We start from the raw sequence: 14,248 nt of genomic DNA on the forward strand, positions 1-14,248 counted from the left end.
CAATCGTTGCAGTCGCTTGAGTCGGGAAGCCCGCAGGGTGGTTTGGTTGATAGCCAGACTCCATTGAGCCAATGAGGAGTCAGCCAGTTTCAAGAGGGCAATGATCAGCAGGGCCATAAAGCGGATACGCCGTTTATCACATTGAAAATGATCTTTGATGGCATCGTAGACAGCATCTTCGTTACTTTGCATAGGGAGTAGTTGGAGGGGTTTACGTTTAGCGACACAAAACTACCTCAACATCAGCTACTCCCTACTTTTGTCCTGTACTTAGGTTGAACCCATAACTATTAGTTTAGTGCGGAGCTGTTGCCGGAAGGGAGTTTTGCACTCTGAAGGCTAAACGACTGGTCGAGGTTATCACCCTGAGTTACGGTAAACGACCCGTCCGTTTCCAGCACAACGGCCGTCTTTTTACCAGGATGCGCCACGCCCGAATCCCGCAGGGCAGCCAGTACCTCATTTTCCGTAACCCGCTCCCGTTGTAAAGCCCGATGCAGAAAGTCTCCCTGATAGAACAGTAATGTCGGCTCACTCTTTATCGCGTTCCGGAACCAGGGCCACCGGACAGACAGCCACGCCACGCTGAACTGCAGCGCAATGAGTAACCCCAGCGCCGTCAGCCCGTCGGCCAGCCCCGTTTGCCGCGACACAATAATGGTCGACAGCGTGGAGCCAAGCGACACTGTAATGACCAAATCGAAGGCATTCATCTTTGACAGGGTACGTTTTCCCGAAAGGCGCAGGAACGTCAACAATCCGGCGTAGGCCAGTATGCCTACGAACAGAGCCCGCCAAATGCTTCCCCAGCCTTTGAAAACCCAATCGTAAAGCGTGTTCAGGAGGTCATTCATTCGTTTTGTCCGTTTATGCCACTAGTCTATTGTTTCTTTGAAGGCGGACGCGACAGGATAGCCGGTCCCTGAGGCTGTTGTTCCAACAGAACAACCGTGTGCGGGAAAGGCATATCGATACTAGCTTCGTCCAGGGCCAGCTTAATGCCCGTCACCACCTGATCGCTGACTTTCAGCACATTGGCCTGGTGCGACTCCGTCCAGAAGAAAACCGTCAGGTTAACCGACGACCCCGCCAGCTCTGTTACGTATACCCAGGGGGCAGGCTCTTTCAGCACACCTTCGATGCCATAGAGAACGGTGTGAATCACCTGCCGGGCTTCTTCAATGGAATCAGGATAGCCGATGCCCACCACAAACTTTACCCGGCGTATATTATAGGCGGTTCTAACCAGCATAACGCTGGTGTACACATCGCCATTGGGTAGAATAGCCCGTTCACCGTCATACGTTTTCAGGCGGGTGGAGCGCATATTGATCTCCTCTACCGTTCCTTCAAAATCTTTTACCCGAATCTGATCGCCCACTTTGAATGGTTGCCGCCATAGGATGAGTAACCCGGCAAAGTAGTTTTGCAGGATATCCTTGAAGGCAAATCCAATGGCTACTGTCGATATACCCAGACCCGCAATAATATCGCCGGGTTTGAACGAAGGAATCACAATGACGCAGGCCGCCAGAAAACCGAACACACTAACCAGAGCCCCTACAATACGGCTGATCAGGCTGGCCAGCATGTTGTTGATCGAATTCGAGCGTTTAGCCACGTTGTTGATGGCCTTCTTTACCAATCTGCTTACTACCCAGAAGAAGAAATAAACGAAGACCCCTACTATGAGATAGGGTAATCGCTCAGCAGTACCTTTCAGGAAATCGCGAATGGTACCCCAAAACAGCGTAATGCCGTCATTGATGGTGAATGGCGGTTGGTTTACCCTGTCAGGTTGTAAAAAAGACCACAGTAAAAGCATGTTATCGATAAAGCATTAGTTGATAAATCCCGGTCAGTAACAAGAGATTATATATAAATACAACCCACATACTCAACCGTTTGTTAAGTATGTGGGTTGTAAAAACTCAGCCTGTAAACCCGTGTGTACTATAACGACCGCGCTCAGGCGTTGCCTACCCCAGTTTTTTCCAGCTACCCGCATCATGCAAGTCAGCCAGACCCCTGCTGGTTAGCCCCGCCCCTGGCTACTCTGTAGTCATGAATAAATCTGCCTTTTCTACGTATAAGCTGCCCAGGATACAGTCAGTCAGCACCTGGCCAGATTAAGCGCGAAAGTGAAATTACAACCGACAGAATGTCAACAAATTACAAAAAATGCATGATTAAATGATATTATACTTATGTTTGTTACTGAGACGATTTATTGTTTAATATACACGATCCTATATGAAGACTTTGTACGAACAGAATCTGCTTTTGCGTAGTAACCGCGTACTTGTTCAGGCTAGTAAACGAATCAGCTGGCTATTTACAGCACTCGCGCTGTGGCTGACAACCAGTTATGTACAGGCACAGAATTTTCCCGACGGATTCAGTCAGCAATTGGTTGCCAATGGGTTCAATCAACCAAACGTGATTGCCTTCGCACCCGACGGGCGTGTTTTCGTAGCCGAACAGGGCGGGGCACTGCGCGTTATCAAAAACGGTAGCCTGCTGACGGCTCCATTTGTTGGGATTAGTGTCGATTCGGAAGGTGAACGGGGCCTGATTGGCCTGACGCTCGACCCGAATTTTGCCAGCAATCAGTATGTCTACGTGTACTACACGGTTCCTTCCACCCCCCGGCACAATCGTGTCAGTCGCTTTACGGCCAATGGCGATGTTGCCGTGTCGGGTAGTGAACTGGTTCTTCTGGACCTGGACCCGCTGAGTGCAACCAACCATAATGGCGGCTCGCTTAGCTTCGGAAAAGATGGCAAACTGTACGTTGGCGTGGGCGAAAATGCCGTTCCCACTAACGCACAGACGCTGGAAAACCACCTGGGAAAAATCCTGCGTATCAACGCCGACGGCAGTATCCCAACCGATAATCCATTCCCAACGGGTTCGTTATCCCGGCAGCGCATCTGGGCCTACGGTCTGCGAAACCCCTATACCATTGCTATTCAGCCTGGAACGGGTAAAATCTTTGTCAACGATGTTGGACAGAATACGTACGAGGAGATAAACGATGCCACCACGGGCGGCCTGAATTTTGGCTGGCCCAACGCCGAAGGCAGCAGTTCGAATCCGGCATACAATAACCCGCTTTTCTCTTATCCGCATGGTGCCGGGGATGGTAGCGGATGCGCCATAACGGGCGGTACCTTTTTCAACCCGCCAACCACCAATTACCCCACCAGTTTTGTGGGCAGGTATTTCTACCAGGACTTGTGCAATCAGTGGATCAACGTCATTGACGTATCCGGTTCGGGAGCGACCCGTGCGCCTTTCGGAACCGGACTCGCTGGTTTGCCGGTGGGGCTGTCAACGGGACTTGACGGAAATTTATACTACCTCAGTCTGAGCGACAATGCCCTGTACCGAATCATATACACCCCCGCCACGCCCCCACCAACGACCGACTTCACGATTGCGGGCGTGACCCAGGTCAGTTGCGAAACCATTTCGGCCGGGCAGCGCAGACTGACGTTTAGTCCGCAATACACCGGGCTAACGGGCCAGCCAGTTTCTTTTTCGGTCAGTAATGAACTGGTACCAACCACCAATCCGGGGCCGTACATCCTGAACCTATACACCGACAACCCAACTATCACCCTGAAAGCAACCCAGACGGGGACGGCCACAGCAGCCAGTTTTGCGTACAACTGGTTACCCGCCTGTTCGGGCGGTACGGCCCCCAATACCGCACCGACGGTGGCCAATCCAATTCCCGACCAACCAGCCACAGTAGGTCAGGCGTTTAGTTTTGGTATCCCGGCTAATACATTCACCGATGCCCAAACCCCCAACGGGTTGACGCTACAGGTTAATGGATTGCCAGCAGGGCTAAATTTTTCAGCCCCATCTACCATTAGCGGTACGCCCAGTGTATCGGGGGTATCGGAAGTGACGGTAACGGCTACGGACCCCGGCAATTTGTCGGTGAGTACGGTTTTTCGCATCACCGTAAGTCCGGTGGGTACACCACCCCCGCCACCCGCTGGTTTTGCTATCACCGGAGTGACCCAGGTACGTTGCGAAATTGTTTCAGCGGGGCAGCGCAGGCTAACATTTAACCCACAGTACACCGGACTAACGGGCCAGCCAGTTTCCTTTTCGGTCAGTAATGAACTGGTACCAACCACCAATCCGGGGCCGTACATCCTGAACCTATACACCGACAACCCAACCATTACCCTGAAAGCGATCCAGACAGGCACGGCGGGAGAAGCCAGTTTTGCGTACAATTGGTTATCTGTCTGTACCAGCCCAAATACCCGCCTGGGAGCTTCTGACCCGGGCTCGCTACGAATAATGGTATTGGGTAATCCAGTGGAGAACAATCTGACAGTGGAAGTATGGGGTGTAAACGACCAGTCGCTGCTGTTGCAGCTAGTGAATGAGCGTGGTCACTTTATTGAAACTCGCCGGGTGGACCAGTCACAGGATGGACAGTTTTATACGTTTGACGTGAGCCATCAACCCACGGGTATGCTGCTGTTGCAGGCCAGTACGCCCACCCAACGCAATCAGGTGAAAATTATCAGAAAATAGGTACTTGGTGATTTTGGCAAAACAATAGCCTGCCGGATGTTATGCCCGGCAGGCTACTAACCCAGCTTTTTCCAACTACCCGCATCATGCAAATCAGCAACGCCCTTGCTGGTTAGCAAAGCCGTTGCCTGACCGCTGCGCATACCGGATGCACAGCAGAGAATAATGGGTTTTTTGTATTTTTTCAGGGCGGCTACTTTCGAGTCCAGCGTATCAAGAGGCATGTTAACGGCTCCTTTAGCATGACCCGAGGCAAACTCGCCTGGTGAGCGGACATCGATAATAACGGCTCCCTGCGCCCGTAGTTCGTCGAACTTTCCGGTATCGCCCCCGCCAAACAGTGACTTCAATATATTCATCATCGGTCTATTTTTAGTTGATTTACAGGCCCAAGGTAGCAGGTAATCCGCTGATTGTCCGTGACATTTATCACCTTACTATCTTATTCGTCAACCGATGCCCTAGTTCATGGCCTGCGGCTCTTTGTCGGCCTTTTCCTGCCCCGATAAAAACCAGTGCTCACCCGCGTAGACCACCCCCATTATCCCGGCCGACAGCCCAACAACCAGTATGTCGCTGCTGGCTTTCATCCAGACAAAAGCACCCAGCACTACGGCATCAAGCAGAAGAGCCGTACTCACCAGTAATACGTTTGGTTTTATTTCCTTTCGCAGATGACGCAGCACACCCCAGTGAATACCCATATCCATAACGAGGTAAAATATAGCCCCCATGGACGCGATCCGGCTCAGGTCCAGAAAAACAGTTAGTCCAACGGCAATGAGGGCGACGTAAACCAGCATGTGCTGCTGCGTGTTTCCCGGCATACCAAAATCAGCCTGCGGAATGAGCTTCATATCGGTCAGCATCGCCGTCATCCGCGACACGGCAAACATGCTGGCAATAATGCCTGATACCGTAGCAATGATGGCGATGGCTACAGTAAACCAGAGTCCGTATTTGCCAAAAGCCGGGCGGGCCGCTTCGGCCAGCGAATAATCACGGGCTTTGACGATTTCGGCGATGGACAGGTTAGCCGACACGGAGAAGGACACCAGCAGGTAAATAACCGTGCAGATAAGCAGCGAGATAACAATGGCCCGGCCCACGTTTTTAGTCGGCTCTTTTATCTCACCGCCACTGTTGGTAATCGTCGTAAATCCTTTGTAGGCCAGGATAGACAGGGCCAGCGCACTCAAATAATCCACAACGGGTTTGTTGGGCGCATCGGGTACCAGTACTGTTCCAAAATCGAAACCAGCCACCCAGAGTCCGCCGACCGCAACGACCAGAATACCCCCTATTTTGAGTACCGCCATCACGAACGACGATTTCTCGATGAAGTTATTACCGGATATATTGACCAGAAAAGCCACGCCGATTAGGCCCACACCCAGCAAAGGCACCCACATACTGGTTTCGGCCACGTCGAACAACTGCAGCGTATAGGTGCCAAACGTACGGGCAACCAGACTCTCATTGATAATCATTGACAGGGCCATCAGCAGGGCGGCAAAAGCAGTAAACGTGCTCTTGCCATATGCCTTCTGGAGGTACATGGCAATGCCCCCCGCCGATGGGAAAGCATCGGACATTTTCACGTAGGAGTAGGCACTAAACCCAGCCACCACCGCCCCGGCCAGGAAAGCGTAGGGAAACAGGGAACCCGCCAGTTCGGCAACCTGCCCCAATAGGGCAAAAATACCGGCACCAATCATCACGCCCGTTCCTAATGAAACGGCACCGGTCAGGGAGAGACTATTCTTTTTGTAATCAGCCATCCGTTAAAATCGAATTGATAGGCCACCACCCGCCCCGAAGCGGTTGGCGTAGCTGGCCGTGAGTGACACATTACGGGATAAAAAGTAGGACATTCCCACCGACCAGACCGATTCGTATCGGTACGCCCCCGTATCGGTCACCCCTTCCAGCACCGGCCGTTTGGTCCACCCAAAGTCGGCCCGGTATTCGTAGGCACCAAAGAGCATGGTTCGGGGAAAGACCATGAGGGAGCGACTCAGGCTGACGCGGGGCCGCAACCGGCTATCGATGCGTGCATCGAGGTTGAACAGGTAAGGTGTCAGGAACCGGATACCGGCAACGGCAGTCGTGATGGCGTCTCTGGGTGAGGTATCGCGCTCGTTTTCGGTGTTTACGCCCACAAATACCCGGAAGTAGTCATAGAGGTAGCGCTCGTAGGTCACCTCGGCCTCCAGCCGCTGATTCCAGCCGTACACGGCCGACACGTTGAACTGGTTGCGAATGTTGGACGACACCAGGTTGAACTGCGTCATGTGCGACGCGACATCGGCCATGCCCCAGGTATAGAACCCGTTGCCTTCGTTGGTCAGATTCGTTAGCGGGTATCCCTTCAGGCGCGGGTCCCGAACGGTATCGTAACTAACAACCCGCGCCATGCCCCCCACCAGGTGATACAGCACGTGACAGTGGAGAAACCAGCCGCCGTACTCGTTGGCATCGAACTCAATGGTCACCTTCTGCATGGGCGGCACGTTGACCGTGTGCTTCAGCGGAGAGTACGCCCCGTTTTTGTTGATAACCCGAAAAAAGTGCCCATGCAAATGCATCGGGTGGTGCATCATGGTGAGGTTATTAAAGGTGATGCGCACGACCTCCCCCTGTTTTATGCTGATTTTGTCTGCTTCGGAAAGAGGCACCCCGTTCATGCTCCAGATGTACCGCCACATATTACCGGTTAGATTGAGCAGGATTTTTCGCACGGATTTGTTCGGGTCGAGTGTTGTTTTACCGGGCGATTTCAGGTAGTCGTAATTGTACTGAGCAAACATATTCATGCCGGGCATCTCCATGCCGGGCATGGAGGTGCCCTCTTTCATGCTACCCATATCCATCTTCATCCCGCTCATGCCCTCACTTTTTCCGGAATCCATTTTCATGGGCATGTTGTCCATACTGGCTCCTGCTTTGGTGTGGTCCATCATGGAATGGTCCATAGCCGCGTGGTTCGTGGTATCGGCAGACATGGGGTTGCTGCTCATGTCCATTTCCTTTTTATGGTGCATACCCGCCATGCCGCCCATCCCTTTCTTGTTGCCCATCTTCATGCCCCAGTTGTCCATGAGTTGCTGCGGCTCTTCCTCATCGGGGTTGAATTTCATGGCCGGGGCACCCATCCGCATATCCATTTTGGCCATCTGCTGCATCATCGCAATTTTATCGGGGCGGAGTACATTTGGGGCTGGCAAAATAGGGCCCTGTCCCAGGAAAGCGGCTGTTGTACCCGAACCATCCTGCACCGACCCGCGAATTTCAATCTTACCGCTCGGGGGCATAGTCACGATAAAATCGTAGGTTTCGGCGATGGCAATAAAGGTTTTGTTGTGTTTGACGGGTACTACATCCTGTCCATCTGCCGATACCAGCATCGGGTCTTCTCCCCCGAACGTCAGCCAGAACTGCGACGAAGCTGCGGCATTGATAAACCGAAGCCGAACGCGCTCGCCCGGTTTGAACTCCGGGTATTCCTGCGTTTTCTGGCCGTTGATCAGGAAGGCGTTGTAGTAGATATCGGCGATGTCGGCACTCTCCATCCGCTGTTTCCAGAAGTTCAGCTGCGCACCAAAAGCACCCCGGCCAATGACCCGGTTCAGCGGGGTCGAGGTGCCTTTGCGGATATTGTACCACTCGTTTCCCCGCTTCAGGTTACGGAGTACATTCATGGGTTTCTGGTTGGTCCAGTCCGATAGCACCAGCACCAGCTCCTTATCGTAAACCAGGGTCTGTTCTTTTGGCTCGATCACGATAGAGCCGAACACGCCACGTTGCTCCTGCAACTGCGTGTGAGCGTGATACCAGTAGGTTCCCGACTGTTTGAGGGGAAACGTGTACTTCTGGGTTTGCCCTGGCTTGATGGGTGGGGTTGTCAGGTAAGGTACGCCATCGTAGAAGTTCGGCACCAGCAGCCCGTGCCAGTGGACGGAGGTTTCGACATCCAGCTCATTTTTTACGTAGATAACGGCGGTATCGCCTTCGGTAAAGCGGAGGGTGGGGCCAGGAATCCCCCCGTTGACGGTCATACCGGTCACGTTTTTACCGGCCCGGCTCACGGTTTCCTTCCGGATAGTCAGCGTATATTCCCGCTTGGTCGAATCGACGCTGTTTTGCGAGAAGGCTAGTGGTGGCAGCAGTAACATTACCAGCAAAACAAGCCCGTACGGTAATACCTCTCTTCTTTTCACGTTACCACCCGTTTCAGCTACTGGTAAACATACATTCATCATCATACAGTCAGTGAATCAAGGTAGAATCTCCTATCTACAAAACAACTGGCAGGGGAAATCGTCTTTACAAGATTACCGGACTGCGTTATAAAATACGGGACGACCAAATCAGATACTATCCGGGAAGCCCCATTACCCTCGAATCCTTCGTTCCTATTCATTCTTCAGCGTGTCGGGCAGCATCGGGGCCGGGTTATAGAACATCACCAGGGTACCAAGCCGCTTATTGGGAGCCGTGATAGGAGCCGATAATTCGTAGGGTGTTTTATCGTCAAAATAGACTTCTTCCCGCTGAAGCAGGTAGCCCGGAAAACGGTCGGTGAATACAATACCTTGATTCTTCTTATTGGTAGAGATCATCACTTTCCCGTCATCACCTACCAGCAGCATCTCTTTGATGCCCCGGTCTTTCACCAGCGTGTTGAAGTACTCATTTATTTCCCCCGGTTTGTTTTGCAGCAGTGAGTTCCGAACAGCCCACGCAAAGGTTTTCATGCCAAACGTGAGTTGTTGCTGGTCGTTCTGCAACTGGTTCTTCCGCACCGTCGCCCGCATTTCGCTGCGTTCCTGCGCGAATTTCCGATTGAACTGCACGTTTTTGTACAACAGGAATGCTCCGCCAAGCAGTAGCAGAGCAATGACTCCATAAAGGATAAAAACAAGTTTTGAGTTAGTTTTCATAAGGATTGAATCGTTAAGGCAGCGACTGGTGCTGCTACATCATTAAACCATAATGACCTTAACGAGTCCTGAGTAACTCCTTAGAATTTGATTAGATCGTCTGTCTTTCTTCTACTAATGCTGACTTTTGGCTATGGGGCGTCTGATAATCAACTGCTTATCAGACGCCCCATAGTTTTTATTTCTTGTTCATCCATTCGAAACCCGCACTCATCTACCTGATTCAGGCACTCATCGTCTTTCTTTTTCCGGCTTATCAATCGGGTGGCAACTTTGTATCATCAAAAAGGAAAAATCAACCATCTGATTAAAAATAACCATGAAAAAAGTACTTACGCTGATGCTGGGACTGGTAGCCACTACCGCATCGTTCGCCAATCAACCAACCACCACACCCGAAGCCGCTCAGGCCCACGTGATGATGACTGCTACGCACAAAATTAAACTCTACGTTCAACCCATACAGACCAAAGGCCAGCTGGCGATCCTGGATGCCAGCGACCAGAAAGTCTACACGCAGTCTGTAGCGCTGAAAAAAGGACTTAGCCAGCAATTCGATGTATCGGGTTTAGGCAGCGGAACCTTTCGACTGACGCTGACAACGGGCAGCGAAACCCTAACCAAAACATTTGTGGTGCAGGCCAATCCCAATGAGAGTTTTATTGTTCAATAAGTAGGCACAATTCCCTGCTTCAGGGCCTCCTCACAAGTCTCCTTCCCAAATTGATATAGGTAAGGAGACCAATGGGGCCAATAGTCCGTTGCTCAGCCACTTGTTCAGCTTCGGCCTGGGAGCCGACCAGTATTGTTTCGGCATGGCACAGCTCAACGAGGCCTGTATTCCTGCTACACTCGTCAGCTACTAAAAAATGCGTGATACGGCTTCGACGCTGTACCACCAATCGGACCAGCAAGGTGTAAAATCGGGAGTTTGCCCACTTTCTATCCTGAGGTGAAGCATCAGCCTGTATCTTCGTACGTTGCTGAACTGAATTTCTTATGACGAACCGATTACCGGCCCGCCAGAAATGGCTTCTGTCGTTACAGTTGCTGCTATTGTACATGCCCGTGGCCCTCTATATAAATGTACCCGTAGCGGCCCGAACTGGGAAGGATTTCGTTTACTTCCTGCCACTACTGATTGTTTTTATTGTACTGGCTTTCTTCGTTTACTTCGTCTGGATTTCGGCTATCGACCTGATTCAGCAACGGCTGACAGAATGGTTTGGCGACGACTTTCTGCTTGAATTCAATCTGCTGGCCCTTGTTCTGACCATTCTTGTTTCGATTGGGCTGTCGGCCTTGTACATCGTCACGTTTCGGGAAATCACCCAGGGTATCGCTATACTGTATCTTCGGATATGGCCTGAAATACGACCCGAAAATCTGGCGCCTGCCATTTCGCCCGAAGCCCTTATTTTCGCCCAGCGGGTAGGCTACGCCTTTGCGGTTGTTATTATGCTGACGGCGTTTTACATCACCAATAACGCCCGCTCTTATCAGCAGCTAAAAGATGTGCAACTTCGGGCCGAGCGGCTGGAGAAAGGGGCGGTGGTAAGTCAGTTTGAAGCACTCAAGAATCAGATAAGTCCCCATTTTCTGTTTAACAGCCTGAGTATTCTTACCTCGCTGGTACACGAAGACCCAAATCTGTCCGAGACGTTTATCAAGCAGCTGTCCAAGGCGTACCGCTACATTCTGGAACAGCGCGACCAGGAGTTAGTGCCACTCGCTATCGAACTGGATTTCATTAAAGCCTACACCTTTTTACTCAAAATCCGTTTCGAAAAAAAGTTCGACGTCACGATTGATGTGCCCCAGGATATTCAGACTCAATGCCGCATTGCGCCCCTGTCGTTGCAGATGCTGGTGGAGAATACGGTGAAGCACAACCGAATGTCATTGCGGGAGCCGCTGCTGGTGCGGATATACACCAATAATGGCTTCCTGATTGTCGAGAACCCGATGCAGGCCCGCGACCAGCCCGAATTCTCAACGGGGATAGGCCTGAAAAACATCACCGACCGGTATTCGCTCCTCACCGACCAGGCGGTTGAATTTGGCGAACGTGCGGGGAGTTTTATCGTAAAAATACCTTTATTAATGAGCGAAAGAACGAAAGAGTGAATGAGCGAAAGTCGTATTTACCCACTAGTGATTTCCTCTGTTTCACTCTTTCGCTCTTTCACCCTTTCGCTCTTTAACTTATGAACGTAGTCATCATCGAAGACGAGGCCCGTACCGCCCGGCAACTGGAGCGGATGCTGAAACAGTACGACGAAACGATCCACATTCTGATCCAACTCCCCTCGGTGGCGGAGGCCGTGGCCTGGTTCAACGGTAACCCAGCACCCGACCTTGCCTTTATGGATATTCACCTGGAAGATGGACTGGCGTTCGGTATTTTCGAGCAGCTTCACCTAACGCTCCCGGTGATATTTACAACCGCCTACGATGAGTACATGATCAAGGCGTTTAAAGTCAACAGCATCGACTACCTACTAAAACCGGTGGACTACGATGAGATGGTGGCCGCGCTGGAGAAGTTCAAAACCATCCGTACCGTACCCACGCCGGGAGGAAATACCCCGGCCAGCCCCGACCTGAACATGCTGCTTCAGTTGATGCAGCAATCGCGCGACAAGCAGTACCGGGAGCGGTTCATGGTCAGCCTGGGCACCAAAATACGGAGCATCGAAGTGGCCGACATCGCCTATTTTTTCTCGGAAGATAAAGCCACCTACCTGGTCACCAAAGAAGGGCAGTCGCTCCCCGTAGAATACAGCCTCGACCAGTTGGTGAATCTGCTCAACCCCGACCATTTTTTCCGGGTGAACCGGCAGTTCTTCGTGGCCCGCCCCGCCATCCAGACCATCCACAACTACTCGGCAGGCAAACTAAAACTGGACCTGACACCCGCAGCCCGGCACGAGCTATTCGTCAGCATCAGCCGGATGTCGGAGTTCAAGGACTGGCTCGGCCGCTGATTACTCTTCGTCCCGCAACAATCAACACACCTGCGTTTACATAGTGAGCCGGAAAGCTCACTCACGCGGAGCAACTGCACCAAGTTGAGTACCTTTTTGTTGTATTTTTACAAAACAAACGAACATCACAACATGAAAGCAACGACCAAAGGTGCGTCTCAGCCAATAAAGCCAGTAACGACCAAAAAACCCGACGGAAAACCCAAAGTAAAGCTTGGCACTGGTAGAAATGTACTTTTCATGTCTGATACGTTGTTTGACGACGATTTGAAGTAATGAAGAGTTATCTGCTTGACACGCACATTTTTCTAAATGCCTATACTAGTCCGGAGAAAATTGGGAAAACAATCACCCGGATATTGTTAAGTAATAGTTCAAAGTACCTAAGTGCCATTTCGCTAATTGAGATAGCCCAATTGATTGAGTCCAAGCCAAAGGAAATCAAAACAACAGCCCCTTTGCACACATTCATCGACCAGGCGTTGAGTGACTTACAGGTGCAGGTATTGGCAATCACGGCTGAACACGCTCAACGATTTTTCGAAATACAACTGATAAAGGGGCATCGCGACCAGTTTGACCGCATTATCATTGCCCAGGGAGCCAGTACGGGTTTCATCGTTCTATCTGATGACGCCAAGTTTCCGCATTATCCAATTGCACTACTGTCAAACAATGATTGACAGGCGACTAACTTGTCGAAGATAAACACCTGCATCAGAGTTACCAGTCGCGAAACACCCCATCTTGCTACTCTTTCTGCCGGAAACGTTTCGGAGCAGAACCCGTTTTACTCCGAAAAAAGCGGGTGAAGTTGCCTGGTGACTGTTTGCCGATTTTGTAGGCAATTTCACTGATGCTCAAATCCGTTTGCGCCAGCAATAACTTAGCCTCCAGCAATACCATTTCGTCCAGCAGTTCGCGGGCGGATTGCCCCGTTACCAACTTGACACACTTGTTGAGGTGATTCGGTGAAATATGAAGTAGCCGGGCATAATCCGATACCTGTTGCTTCTCGTAAATGAGTTGAGCCAGCGCATATTTGTACAGCTGCGTGGTGCGCAGTGCGCCATGGCCCGACGGCGTATCGGGGGACAGAGTCGGTGGCGTGGCCTGTTTCAGCTCGGTGAAGAGGGTGAGCAGGTAAAGACGCAGGAGATCTTCCGCATCGCCCCGGCTGTTTTGATACACGGTTTCCATTCGGTTTACCAGCACTAACGTATCCTGAAACAGGGCTTCATTGAGGGTGATCAGCGGTTGACCCTGAAAGCGCAGAAAGGGAAACTCCTGTTCAAGGGGCTGGTTTGGACCGTGTCTGGTGAGCAATTCGGAAGCAAAGTGACAGTAAAACCCCTCAATGTCTTCACTCATCCATTCATCAGAACAGATCTGGTATGCGGGGAGAAAAATGAAACTCCGGGGCGGCACCTCATACCGGGTCAGGCCAATTTGCCTCACCATAGTTCCCCCGGTAAGTACCAGGAAATCAATGACCGTTTTGCGATGTGGGGGCACCGGAAAGGCGATCCCATTACGGGCATCTTCCAGCCGGTTCATATGAAACGTAGGGAGCTTCCGGTCGTGTAGCAGTTGCCAGCCCAGCCTGTTGAACACCACGTGGACCAACGCCCCGAGCGTCACCGTGGGTATGTCGGTCGACTTCTGTTTCATCGTGTTCCTGAAAAGGGCGTATTCATTCGTTGCTTCCCTTCAACCCAGTCCTGTTGCTGCCTGCAGTAGAAAGCCTGTTTATCG

At 51.5% G+C, this 14,248-nt stretch carries 14 protein-coding genes; 6 read left to right on the forward strand and 8 right to left on the reverse strand.

From position 1 onward, the window contains the following. The 3 genes from B157_RS35615 to B157_RS0117920 all read right to left on the reverse strand — a co-directional run. On the reverse strand, window positions 1–192 hold a 192-nt coding region (locus B157_RS35615; protein ID WP_041952176.1), incomplete at its 3' end, for a hypothetical protein. Between the two features lie 98 nt (window positions 193–290). After that, window positions 291–854 (reverse strand): DUF421 domain-containing protein, encoded by a 564-nt coding sequence (locus B157_RS0117915; RefSeq protein WP_020604688.1) that lies wholly within the window; start codon window positions 852–854, stop codon window positions 291–293. A 26-nt stretch (window positions 855–880) separates the two neighbouring features. Beyond that, a complete protein-coding gene (locus B157_RS0117920) occupies window positions 881–1,825 on the reverse strand; it encodes a mechanosensitive ion channel family protein (RefSeq protein WP_020604689.1) in 945 nt (314 codons plus the stop codon). Window positions 1,826–2,253: 428 nt separating this feature from the next. On the opposite strand from B157_RS0117920, the gene B157_RS0117925 reads away from it, so the two are divergent. Further along, window positions 2,254–4,563 carry a PQQ-dependent sugar dehydrogenase gene (locus B157_RS0117925; protein ID WP_020604690.1) on the forward strand — a complete coding sequence of 770 codons (2,310 nt, stop codon included), beginning with the start codon at window positions 2,254–2,256 and terminating at the stop codon, window positions 4,561–4,563. Between the two features lie 56 nt (window positions 4,564–4,619). Here the strand turns inward: B157_RS0117925 and B157_RS0117930 are convergent, their stop codons facing one another. The 4 genes from B157_RS0117930 to B157_RS0117945 all read right to left on the reverse strand — a co-directional run bounded on the left by B157_RS0117930 (window position 4,620) and on the right by B157_RS0117945 (window position 9,506). Then, complete coding sequence (locus tag B157_RS0117930) at window positions 4,620–4,925, reverse strand: rhodanese-like domain-containing protein (protein WP_020604691.1); 306 nt, start codon at window positions 4,923–4,925, stop codon at window positions 4,620–4,622. A 99-nt stretch (window positions 4,926–5,024) separates the two neighbouring features. After that, a complete protein-coding gene (locus B157_RS0117935) occupies window positions 5,025–6,344 on the reverse strand; it encodes an APC family permease (protein ID WP_020604692.1) in 1,320 nt (439 codons plus the stop codon). 3 nt (window positions 6,345–6,347) lie between these two features. Next, the gene (locus B157_RS0117940) at window positions 6,348–8,738 is read right to left on the reverse strand and encodes a multicopper oxidase domain-containing protein (RefSeq protein ID WP_041952179.1); all 2,391 of its coding nucleotides are present in this window, start codon (window positions 8,736–8,738) and stop codon (window positions 6,348–6,350) included. A 240-nt stretch (window positions 8,739–8,978) separates the two neighbouring features. After that, window positions 8,979–9,506: a hypothetical protein gene (locus tag B157_RS0117945; RefSeq protein ID WP_020604694.1), complete on the reverse strand. Its 528-nt coding sequence runs from the start codon at window positions 9,504–9,506 to the stop codon at window positions 8,979–8,981. Between the two features lie 319 nt (window positions 9,507–9,825). Between B157_RS0117945 and B157_RS0117950 the strand changes: the two genes are divergently transcribed. The 5 genes from B157_RS0117950 to B157_RS0117970 all read left to right on the forward strand — a co-directional run bounded on the left by B157_RS0117950 (window position 9,826) and on the right by B157_RS0117970 (window position 13,176). Next, window positions 9,826–10,179 carry a hypothetical protein gene (locus B157_RS0117950; RefSeq protein ID WP_020604695.1) on the forward strand — a complete coding sequence of 118 codons (354 nt, stop codon included), beginning with the start codon at window positions 9,826–9,828 and terminating at the stop codon, window positions 10,177–10,179. A 326-nt stretch (window positions 10,180–10,505) separates the two neighbouring features. Continuing rightward, window positions 10,506–11,633, forward strand: a complete 1,128-nt coding sequence (locus B157_RS0117955) for a sensor histidine kinase (protein ID WP_020604696.1) — start codon at window positions 10,506–10,508, stop codon at window positions 11,631–11,633. 80 nt (window positions 11,634–11,713) lie between these two features. Continuing rightward, window positions 11,714–12,493 carry a LytR/AlgR family response regulator transcription factor gene (locus tag B157_RS0117960; RefSeq protein ID WP_020604697.1) on the forward strand — a complete coding sequence of 260 codons (780 nt, stop codon included), beginning with the start codon at window positions 11,714–11,716 and terminating at the stop codon, window positions 12,491–12,493. Window positions 12,494–12,625: 132 nt separating this feature from the next. Further along, window positions 12,626–12,769 (forward strand): hypothetical protein, encoded by a 144-nt coding sequence (locus B157_RS38340; protein WP_020604698.1) that lies wholly within the window; start codon window positions 12,626–12,628, stop codon window positions 12,767–12,769. Further along, on the forward strand, window positions 12,769–13,176 hold the full coding sequence (locus B157_RS0117970; protein ID WP_020604699.1) for a type II toxin-antitoxin system VapC family toxin: 408 nt from the start codon (window positions 12,769–12,771) through the stop codon (window positions 13,174–13,176). Before B157_RS38340 ends, B157_RS0117970 begins: the two co-directional genes overlap by 1 nt. 67 nt (window positions 13,177–13,243) lie before the next feature. On the opposite strand, the gene B157_RS0117975 is transcribed toward B157_RS0117970, so the two are convergent. Beyond that, on the reverse strand, window positions 13,244–14,164 hold the full coding sequence (locus B157_RS0117975) for a helix-turn-helix domain-containing protein (RefSeq protein ID WP_020604700.1): 921 nt from the start codon (window positions 14,162–14,164) through the stop codon (window positions 13,244–13,246). Window positions 14,165–14,248 lie beyond the last annotated feature (84 nt).

It is taken from the genome of Spirosoma spitsbergense DSM 19989 (assembly GCF_000374085.1).
GTDB classification, from domain to species: Bacteria; Bacteroidota; Bacteroidia; order Cytophagales; family Spirosomataceae; genus Spirosoma; species Spirosoma spitsbergense.